The sequence below is a fragment of the Alkalibaculum sporogenes genome (assembly GCF_009362815.1).
GTDB lineage: Bacteria > Bacillota > Clostridia > Eubacteriales > Alkalibacteraceae > Alkalibaculum_A > Alkalibaculum_A sporogenes.
Genome location: NZ_WHNX01000010.1, coordinates 106,867 through 118,626 on the forward strand (window position 1 = coordinate 106,867; position 11,760 = coordinate 118,626).

The window sequence follows — 11,760 nt, forward strand, 5'->3', positions numbered from 1 at the left end:
AAAATGAATAGTATAAAAAATACTGCTTGCAGAGAAGATTATAATCATTATGTTAAACGAAAAGTTTTGGTGATCATCATTTTAGCTATGATGACATTAGTAGTTGCTTTATACGCATTATGTTCTGGTTCAGCGGACATTCCTGTTATTGAAGTAGTAAAAGCCCTATTGGGATTAGGTACAGAAAAAAGCGTAATAGTAACAGTGGGTATTCGATTACCAAGAGTTATAATGGCAATCATATCTGGGATTGGTCTTGCCATGGCAGGATGTATCATGCAAAGTATACTTAAAAATCCCCTAGCATCAGCATCAACATTGGGGATATCACAAGGGGCGGCATTTGGTGCAGCTATTGCCATTACATACTTAGGTGCGGGACAAATTATGAGCAATACCTCAGGTGCAGTGGCAATCTCTAATCCTTATCTAACGACTATTTGTGCATTTATTGGTGCAATGATTGTAACCTTTGTGATACTAGGTTTATCAAAGTATCGCAATGTTACTCCTGAGACTATGATTTTAGCCGGAGTTGCTCTAAGTTCTCTATTTTCAGGAGCAACAGCATTATTACAGTATTTCTCTTCAGATGTACAGATGGCAGCTATTGTATTTTGGACATTTGGAGATTTAGGAAGAGTAAGTATGAAAGAAATTGGAGTAGTAACTTTTGTTACCGGTTTATCATTTATTTATTTTATTTTTAATCGTTGGAACTACAATGCATTAGAATCTGGAGAACATACTGCAACAGGACTTGGAGTAAATGTACCTAAGGTGCGTTTGTTAGGAATGACTATTGCATCTGTAAGTGCAGCTACTATCGTGTCCTTTGTGGGAATTATTAATTTCATTGGTTTGATTGCTCCTCATATTATGCGCCGTTTTGTGGGGAATGATTACCGGTTTTTATTACCTTCTTCTGCTATAATGGGAGCTCTGTTATTGTTAGTCAGCGATACCTTTGCCAGAATGATTATATCGCCGGTTATACTACCTATTGGTGCTATTACATCGTTTTTAGGTGCTCCATTATTCTTGTATCTAATATTTAAAGGAGTTGGTCAAAATGCTAAAAATTGACGCATTGCAATTTAGTTATCGATCAAACAAAAAGATTTTAGATAAAATTAAATTTGATGTTACAAAGGGAGAATGTGTTGCGATTTTAGGGAATAATGGTGCAGGAAAAAGCACCATGTTAAAATGCCTAAATAAGATAATGTCACCTCAAAAAGGCACAGTATCTGTAAACGGAATCGATCTTCTCAAACTAAGTCGTCTAGAAATTGCTAAGAATACAGCTTATGTGGCTCAAAAAAATGAGGGAAATCAAATAACCGTGTACGATGCTATTTTGCTTGGTAGAAAACCATATATAAAAATTTCACCTACAAAACGAGATTATGAAATTGTGGAAGACATTATTGAAGGCTTAAATCTTGAAGAGTTATCATTACGATATATTGATGAATTAAGTGGAGGAGAGTTGCAAAAAGTAATGATAGCAAGAGCCTTAGCTCAAGAACCAAAGGTATTATTATTAGATGAGCCTACTAGTTGTTTAGATTTAAAAAATCAGTTAGAAGTTTTAAAGCTCATTCAAGAGATCACTAAAGAAAAACAAATTGCTGTGGTGATTGTAATTCACGATTTAAACTTAGCACTGAGATATTGTGATAGATTTTTGTTTTTAAAAGACAATTCTATCTATTGTTATGGAGGGATAGATGTAATGACACCTGAAAATATTGGAGCCGTTTACCAAGTACCCGTAGCCGTTGAGAGCTACCACAATCAACGAGTGGTGATTCCACTTACATAAACAGGTAGCTTTCAAGTATATTAAGTTGTAATTACTCTAATAGATAACCATATTGTTCTGTTAAGTGCATGATGAGACTATAGATTTAGATATTATTAAAATAATTTTTCAAGTCGTTATAGATGGAATTAAGCTTATAAATATTAATCCGGTTTTAGAAATTATAACTTTTACGAAGTTGTTAAAATAGTTTACAGTTAATGATGTGATAGAAGCTGCATGTCCAACCATTATTTCAATCATATGTACCTACTTAACTAAGTAAGAGATTAATAAAAATTTTTTTGAATTATTTATAATATTTTACATTACAGAACAATAAATTGCTATTGTAAAATATAAGAAAATAGTGTAAAATAATTTATATAATACATATACATCAAATGCACTATATTAGTTAAATTGTAAAGGTTCTTTGATTAAGTTCAAAGATAAAGGGAATTTGGTGAAAATCCAAAACGATCCGGTCACTGTAAGTGGACAAACTCCACAAGTCAGACACCACCTTGCAAAAAAACGCATCAGCCTTCCGAAGAAAGGAGATATGCCAATGACATACATATTATATATCACAACATATGGCTAAGTATATCCTCGATTTCTTTACGGAATCGAGTTTTTTGCGTGATGATAATGAGCCAAGCGAAAACTTGTTTTCGTAGGATTACTACCCTGAGGAAGTCAAATAGCTTGCTAATTTGACTGTATTAGGGAAGTAATCCGTAAATGAAAGCGCGCTTTCATTTGGCGAATGTCCGCGACCCAGGAATTGTGCATTTCAATTCCAGGGTGTAGAAACTATGAAAGAACGCCAACATGCGCCATCCCCTGAGGAAGTCAAATAGCTTGCTAATTTGACTGTATTAGGGAAGTAATCCGTAAATGAAAGCGAGCTTTCATTTGGCGAATGTCCACGACCCAGGAATTGTGCATTTCAATTCCTGGGTGTAAAATATCGTCAACATGTACCATCCACGCGTAGGGTCGAACTGTGTTCGACAATAGACACTTAATTTCAATTGACTAAAAAACGTATTTAACCTTATTCTTGTTTTCAAATTTGAACATCATTAAAACAAAAGTTAACCAAAATAATTTAAAATAGTAAATGCTATAACAAATAATTTATAGAAGGTGTAAGAAAATGAAAAATCCAATAACAATAGCAGTTAGTATTCAGGAAAAGAATCTATTAGAACTTATACATAATATGAAATTTGGAGAAATAAAAGTTATGATCCAAGATTCCAACCCCATACGAGTAGAACAATTCGTCAAGTCAATTGAACTATGATTAAATACAAGCAACTAGAGCTAAGACCTAAGACCTAAGACCTAAGACCTAAGACCTAATTTCCTCCTTGTCATACTGAGCGCAGTCGAAGGAACTACGTATTTACTAACAACTAACAACTAAATAGCTGACCGGAAAACCGGAGGCACTACCTTATAAAATCATCCCGACAGGGAAGGTCTTATACAGTAGTGCTCTTTTTATTCCCGAAAAGCTAGCAGTAAAACCCCTCCATTTTGGAAGGTTACTATATATACCAAAAAAGAAAGGAGATGATTCCATTGGGCATTTAAAAGAAAGAGAAAATATTACATAAGGCACAACTTGTATGAAGCAAATCAACAAACACCCTGAATAGGGAAAAAAACTTAGGAGGCTTTATAATGGTAAGAAGAAAAATTAGTAAGAAAATTTTAGCAAGTTTAGTAACCACCACATTGATTATGGGCATGTTCGCTACCTCAGCTATGGCGGCAGGGGAAAGGCAATTTGATTTCATTTCACCTGACGACTATACCGTGGTCACAGATACTGGCGGTAGCAACTTTGCTATTACCGTACAAGGATACCAGTATTCATTGCCAGGTTACGACTCTTTGACCGCTGATGAAAAATTGCAAATGGAGTGGTCTATAGATGAAGATACTGATGTCATTGACATTGTATCCGGCGGAACGGATTCCGATACAGCTACCTTTGAAGTTAAGGGAGAAGGTACGGCTACCATCAACATGACCTATACCCAACCTGACACTACAACTACTTCTGTTACTACATATGTGGTAGTCGAAGGCACAACAGTTGTATCTCAAGTAGAAGATGTCAATGTCGAAATTGTTGGAGATACTTTCTCTGGTTTGAACGATACTTACGATGTACCATTATTTGATTTAAAAGATGTTTTTGATGGTACTTTTGAAGACGTTCTTAAAAACACACCATCAGCTACCCATGCTGTATTATATGCATTAGAAATTGAAAATAGCACTGAAACCACAGCTACCCCTATCGGTAGTTTCGACTGGAATTGGGTAAGAGCGAATGTGACCATTGATCATGATGGCGGATATATCAGTAGAATAGAAGATGATGAAGATATAACCATAGGCTGGGATTTCTATGGATGGCAGTACAGGGTAAACACATTAGACCCAGGACGTGCAGCTTCTGTAACACCTTTAGAAGATGATGACAGCGTACTTTGGTTCTTTGACGTTTATTCTTGGTAGTAGAAACTCATAAGAAATCCCTTGAGGAATTTTCCTTAGGGGATTTTCTTTGTCTCTGCCTAAAAATATAAACCTTGAAATCCATATCATAATGGGATAAAATAATGATGTCTTATTTTGTTATCTACGGAAATCTTCGTATTTGCTAACAACTAAGAACCAATATGCTGACTGGACAACCAGAGGCGCGAATCAATGTACCACACTAGTTAAAAAACTAAGAGTGGAGCATTGATTCGTGCCTCTTTTCGTGTACCAACGAGCCAAGCGAAAGCGAAGTTTTCGCAGTATCCATATACCGAACCAACCAAATAGCTTGCTAATTTGGTTGGTTCGGTATATGGATACGAAATGGAAGCGCAGCTTACATTTGGTGAGTGGCGCGACTTTAGAAAGTCGCAAAGCGAATTTCTGAAGTGGCAAAACTAGGTTGGTTCGGTATATGGATACGAAATGGAAGCGTAGCTTACATTTGGCGAGTGGTGCGACTTTAGAAAGTCGCAAAGCGAATTTCTGAAGTGGCAAAACTAGGTTGGTTCGGTATATGGATACGAAATGAAAGCGCAGCTTACATTTGGCGAGTGGCCGCGTAAAGAGAAATCCGCGAAGCGTGTTTTCTCCTAGTCACAAAAAATGGAGGACCATAAGATGAAAAAAAACATCGAAAAGTGGAAAGGATCATAACCTGCCGTATGAAACAAAAATACCAACGAGATGGAATCTAGATAATGGATCTGAAAGAATAGGTAAAAGACAATCCTTTCCTTTCCAACTGTCCAACATTCCAACTTACCAACTTTCCAAAAAAGGGGGCAACCAAAAAATGAAGTACAAAAGACACATCAGCATCCTGCTAACCATGGTCATGCTGTTCTCCATCCTATCGCCTGTGGGAACAATACCAGTATCGGCAAAGGAAGGAGAGACCACACCGCTAAAATTAGAGACACTGACGCCAGAGACAAAGGTCAGTCTAGAGGGCGTAGAGGAAGAGCTAAGCCTTACCTTCAACCAGCGCGTAACCATACTAGAAGGCAAGCAAATCCAACTCTTGTATGATAAAGAAGGAGATGGCAAACCCAATGACCCGGTATTAGTACAAGAAGAGCCAGAAGAAGGACAAGACCCAGTAGAACCTCATGACGGCATAGGGGGAGATAAAGGCGAGTATGCTGAAATACTTTCCATAGATGAAAAAGATCCCAACAAAGTCTTAGTCGATCTCACATACCTAGAAGAAAATTTACTGCAAGAGGATCATGTTTACCAGCTGAACATCTACGAGGTGATCAAGGCTACAGACCATGAGGAGACCTTTGCAGGATTAGGACTTACAGAAGAACAAGATACCTGGATATTTGACACAGAAACCCACAATGAAATTACCTCCATAGCCATAACTGGAGAAGACAAGGTCATCCAGGGAGAAAGTATCTCCTTAAAAGCTACTGTAAAAAATCAGCACAGCAATGCCCTATTGAAGGAATCCCTTCAATGGACCACTACTGATGAAAAGATAGCAGTTGTGGAGAAGGGAAGCGGAGAAGTCACAGGCGTCGCTGGGGGAAAGGTCTCTATTACAGCTACATCCACGAAGATGGATTCCGTAAAGGCAGCTAAGGAAATTACCGTAGAAGAAAAGAAAGAGACCCAAAAGGCAACTACTTCCGGCGAGACTACGGATCCCTTAGCCATCACCACATTCACTCCAGAAAATGGGGCAAAGGGCGTGGATATCACCCAGGAGATTAGCCTTCAATTTAATAAATCCGTCACCATATCCAATGTAAATCCCAGTGAATCAAGGCATGTGACCATAACAAGCAATGACAACAAATTTACATATGGCAAGTTCGTACCTGACGGAGAAGACGAGACACGATGGAAATTTGAAAAAATCAGCGGAGCAGATATAGTATCTGAAAAAAGCTATACCTTGACCTCTTACGGAACAGGCATCGTAATTACTGCAGTTGCCAATGTTGAGGAAAAAATCGTTGTATTACCTACCTGGAAATGGGATACCATTGCCCAAGCAGGAGAAGCAGCCATCATCGAAATGACAGGAGATACCCAGATTCAACGAGGACAGTCAAAAACTTTGACTGCTACGGTAAAAGATGATAAGGGCATTTCCATTTCGGGAGAAACCATCACATGGACTTCTCAAAATCCTAGTGTAGCGACGGTAGATAATACTGGAAAAGTAACATCCGTGGAATTAGGTAAAAGCATCATCACTGCCACTCTAGATTCCAATGAAAATGTAAAGGGCACTTTGGAAATAACTGTGGGAGATCCAGGAACCTTTAGTTTTGCTTCCTCCCAGACCTATTCAAGGAGAATGACCTTTAGCGATGCCTTCCTAGGAGCTGCTATGAACAATGGGGTGATTTATGGGATCCATGAGACAGCTGTAGGTAGTCAGTTTCCTACTGACAACCCGAATCACAATCTCTACAAAATCTACGCTTTTGATCTGTATGGTCACGAATTGTGGAGTATCCCTATAGAGATTGGGAGAACATTAAGTGTCACCAGTGGCAGTATTCTCCCCGCTTTTGGTCAAGATGGCACCATTTACGCACAATTGGTTGACCTAAAGGGAAGAACGCTAGTCTATGCCATTTCTCCTCAGGGAAAGATTCTGTGGAGCAAAGAGATTAAGGAGAACTCAATTTATAAGGTAGAGCCACTAATTATAGGCAATCAATTGATTATTACCACCCAAAGCAAAGTACATAGTCTAAATATCAATAACAAAGGCAGTGAAAATTGGAGCTATGCTTATAGTAGTACAGATAGTCCAGTTACAGATGGGACAAATCTATATTTGTTAAGAAAGGACAATATTCAAGCAATAGGCATGACCGGTACTGAAAAATGGAGCTATGATATAGGATCAAATAATAGTGTTAAACTCGCTCCAGCATTTAACAGTGACAATAGCAAGATGTATATTAACTACAATAAAGAGGAAATACGAGTTTTGAACCCAGCTACAGGGGCAGTCATTTCTGAAGATCCCTTAAATGGATACACCTTGACCGAGAAGAATGCCAGTTTGGGCGAGTTGTTAATGGATGGAAAGGATACACTCTATGCCCTGGCATACTATACCGGATCGAAGGGAACCATAGGTGCTATTATTGCATTAAACCCTGATGGAACCCGGAGGTATACCTATGAAAGCGATCATTTGAGACTCTACGCTGTAGATGACGAGGGTTATGTGTATCTGCAAAAGCTAGTAGCTGAAGGCTTTGCTGTGCACGTAATCAATCCCTATGGAAATCAGGTAGAGACCATACCCGTCACCATTAGCAGTTTGGCGTCATATAACACCATGAAGGTATATGGCAATGTATTTATGGGTGCAAGGAAAAAAGCTGGGGACGTGCGGGTCTATGAAATCCAGCGAAAGATTGCAGATACGCCTAGCAGTATTGAAATATTAGAAAAAAACAAAGAGTTGGGCGTATATCTGAAGGAAAGCTTAGGGGTAGTGGTAAAAAATCCTCAAGGCGAAGCCATTATGGGACAAAAATTACAGTGGTCTAGTTCTAATCCTCAGGTGGTAGAAGTAAACGCCGACGGAACTTTCAACTGCAAAGAGCTAGGCAGCGCCACCCTGACCGTCACTTTAGAGGGGACTTCCATCAGCGACAGTACCACAGTACAGGTGGTAAATAAGCCTTCTGTGCCTTCCTCTATGGAAATCGTCTCTTCTGATGTAGACGTAAGGGTTCCTGGAAGCAAAATCGAGTTAAACCAGCCTTGTACCTTTGATACTGTAGTCAAAGACCAGTACGGAAAGGTAATGCCTGATGAAAAAGGCTATTTCTCAGCCAGCATGGCTCGCTTTACAGGAAATGAGTTCACTCCAATTAGCACGGGAACTGCCACTATCACCGCCGAGCTAAACGTAAACGACGACTATTTTATGCAGGCAGACAACTCCGTACAGGTCACTGTGGAAAAACGGGAAGCCAAGTTTAGCAGTGTACTGCCTAAGGAAAGCATTATGACCCTGCCAGGTTCTCTGACCCTAAAAACAGGAAATCAGTACAATGAGATATACAACCTAGAAGGAGTCACCTGGATCAGCTCTGATGAATCCATCGCCACAGTAGACGAGGATGGCGTCGTCACCGCACGGGACTATGGCACCGTTACCATTACCGCTACAGCCCCCGATGGAACGAAGGCAGTGGGGCAAGTGTCTATACTGCAATCCTTAGGGTATCAGTGGAATGTTCAATCTGCGTCTAATGTAAACTTGTCTTTTGGAGAACGCATCACCACGGATAGTAAGGGTAACGACTATTATATAAATCCTGATACGAAAACCATACAATCCGTAGACCCAGAAGGAAAGCCGAGATGGGAAAAAGCAAGCGACGTCGCCAGTAGCTATCTGAAGATAGGGCAAGGAGACAAGCTGTATTATATTAATAAGGACAATAAACTAATTTGTCTGGATTCTAGCAGTGGAAATGTCCTTTGGGAAACCACACCGGCACTAAATTCCTTGAGAGGTAACCTGCAGCAGGCTGCAGATGGTACCATGTATGTGGTAGATCAGGGGCGACCGGGTAATATTTACGCTTATAATCCTGATGGGTCTTTGAAGTGGATGTATACGGTAACCGATTCCGGCAGCATTTATTTGTCTCAGCAGTTTAAGCTGGACAAGGAAGGCAATCTCATATTTTTGGCACCCAATGGCAATGATATGGACTATTACAAAATCAAAGATGCTGGTACCGGCGCAGAGGTAATAGAAACCCATAAATACAGTAATTGCTTTATTGATTATAGGTATGATTTTCAGGTAGATGATGAAGGTACAGTATATTTCCAGTTCAGGGAAAAATCCGAGGAAGAGCTTAACCGCTATGGCATTTGTGCCGTAAAAGATGGAGATATCCTATGGAAATACTACCTGGATGAGGCTTATAGCCGTATATCTGCAAATAAAATAATATTATCTCCACAGGGAAATTTGTATTTTACTTCAGGAAGCCATTCTTTGTCGGATTCTAATAAAGTGGCAATCTATTCATTAGATCAAGATGGCAATGAAAATTGGATAAGAGAGTTGCAAGATCTTGTAAACCCAGGAGACAGTATAGTAGGTTCAGCAGATTTTGATGTGGACAAGGAGGGAAACATCTACATTCCCTTAAAAGAAAAAACAGGGACAACCATCACCAAGAGCATTGTGCTGGTACTAAATCCAAAGGGAGACATTACCAAGTATATCAGCTATAACCTCAGCAAATATAACAAGTTTGAATATATCAGTCTTTTAGGAGACAACGTTTATGTAGGAGGTTCATTAAAGGATCAATACATTGTGAAACTGCCTATAGAAAATAACCGAGACCATGTGGCTGATGAAATCAAGGTAACTGCCTCTAAAAGCAGCATTGTACAAGGGGACTATCTCCAGTTAAGTGCTAGGGTATATAGCCAGCTGGGAAATTCAATGCCCAATGAAACAATAAGATGGTCTAGTGATGATGAAACCGTGGCTACAACAGATGATCAAGGTAAGGTTACTGCACTGAAGCCAGGTTCTGTAAAAATTACTGCTACTTGTGACTCAAATGCCGAATTAATGAGTACAGTTACCTTAACCATAGTAGAAAAAGGCGCGCACTATATGAACCGTAGTGTACTAGATGAAAGAATCCAAACTATGATCAGCTACTATAAGGGAACTGGCATTGACGGAGATTGGACTGCCTTTGGATTAGGAGCCTTAGGAGAAGACATCAATAGCAAGGCGTATATGACCAATAACAAAACCTATATGGCTAGGCTATGGGATTATATAAGCTCTACCAAAGATTTAGGTCCAATGACGGAATACGAAAAATCTACTTTAGCCATTCTGTCAGGAGGATATGACCCTACAAACTTTGGTGCCATGAACCTGATCGAAAAAATCTATAATTATAAAAATCTAAACCAAGGAAACAATTCGGTAATGTGGGGACTCATCGCCTTAGACGCAGCGGGAGCCAAAGTACCGGAAACAGGGAGTAAATATTCACAAAAATACTTTGTGGACTTTCTACTGGAAAATACCTCCGGGGATGGATGGAGTCTCGTTACAGCGTCTCCACCAGATGTAGATATGACTGCCATGGCGATTACCGCTCTAGCACCTTATTATAATGGATGGGAGACCTATAGAAGCGAAGAAGTAAAAGTAGCTGTGGACAAAGCAGTGACTTGGTTAAAGACCATGCAAAACAAAAATGGAAGTTTCAGTTATACAGGAGGAGAGATCACCAATACCGAGTCTACCACCTGGGTAATTATTGCTTTAGCGTCCCTTGGCATAGATCCTCAAGGAGATGATTTCACCCGAGCCACTGGAAATCCAGTGTCTGCATTACTAGAGAACCAACTCTCTGACGGTACTTTTGAACATGAAAAAGGGCAGGGATCCAACGGTATGGCTACTTATCAAGGTTTGTACGGTATGGCAGCGCTAAAGCGCTTTAACGAAAAAGGCTACTCTGACATCTTCTACCACATAGGAGCAGAAGAACCAGTAAAAGTAGAAGCATGGATGGAACTCATCACAGACATCAACAAACTGCCAGAAAAAATTACCTTAAAAGATGAAAAAACGATTCAAAACTTACGAAAACGCTACGATGCCTTAGGAAAAGACAAAGAAAAAGTGACTAATCTAGATAGGCTAATAGCAGCAGAAAGAAGGATCGTCATACTCAAGGACAAGACAGCACCAGGGATTATTACCAACCTAAAGGATCAAAAAGTTGCCAATAAGACTTTAACCTTTACGGTAAAAGCAATAGACAATGTCAGTGGAGAACTGACACCAATAGTAAAACTTAATGGAAAAGAAATAGCAGGTAAAGCCTATAGCTACACGGTTACCCTAAAAGAAGGGAAAAACACTATCACCATAATTGCCGTAGATGAAAATGGCAATAAGGTAGAAAAAACTTACACAATTACCTACAAACCCAAAAAAGACCAAGATAACACAAATGACGGTAAGAAAGACGACGACAAAAAGAATGAAAACACCAGTACCGGTAAAAACACCAATACAAAGGTCAATACCGGTAAAAACACTAATACAAATACTGGTAGCACAAAGAATGAAACAACTTCATCGGCAAATAGAAGTACAGGTGGTACTAGCACAGGTGATAGCAGTACCGATAATGAAGAAGAAAGTACAGCAATTCAAAACTTACGAAAAGAAATCAGTGAAAAAATAGCAAAAGCAGAGCCAGGAACAACTGTAATCATCGACATAAAAGAAGGTCTCACTATCAACGCAGCCATGTTAGACGAGCTTAAAGAGAAAGAAAATGTCACAATAGTATTCAAAGGAGAGAATTACACCCTATCTTTTA

5 protein-coding genes and 1 riboswitch are annotated in these 11,760 nt (G+C 39.3%); all 5 genes read left to right on the forward strand.

Features of this window, described 5'->3' with window-relative positions:
* Positions 1-3 precede the first annotated feature (3 nt).
* On the forward strand, positions 4-1,086 hold the full coding sequence (locus tag GC105_RS08295; protein ID WP_152803592.1) for a FecCD family ABC transporter permease: 1,083 nt from the start codon (positions 4-6) through the stop codon (positions 1,084-1,086).
* Complete coding sequence (locus GC105_RS08300) at positions 1,073-1,828, forward strand: ABC transporter ATP-binding protein (RefSeq protein ID WP_152803593.1); 756 nt, start codon at positions 1,073-1,075, stop codon at positions 1,826-1,828. Before GC105_RS08295 ends, GC105_RS08300 begins: the two co-directional genes overlap by 14 nt.
* Positions 1,829-2,219: 391 nt before the next feature.
* A riboswitch (cobalamin riboswitch) is annotated at positions 2,220-2,351 on the forward strand.
* Positions 2,352-2,972: 621 nt separating this feature from the next.
* The gene (locus GC105_RS08305) at positions 2,973-3,122 is read left to right on the forward strand and encodes a DUF2292 domain-containing protein (protein ID WP_152803595.1); all 150 of its coding nucleotides are present in this window, start codon (positions 2,973-2,975) and stop codon (positions 3,120-3,122) included.
* Positions 3,123-3,589: 467 nt separating this feature from the next.
* Entirely contained in the window at positions 3,590-4,351 is a 762-nt protein-coding gene (locus GC105_RS08310; RefSeq protein WP_207706961.1) for a hypothetical protein, read from the forward strand.
* An 823-nt stretch (positions 4,352-5,174) separates the two neighbouring features.
* On the forward strand, positions 5,175-11,760 hold a 6,586-nt coding region (locus tag GC105_RS08315; protein WP_152803598.1), incomplete at its 3' end, for an Ig-like domain-containing protein.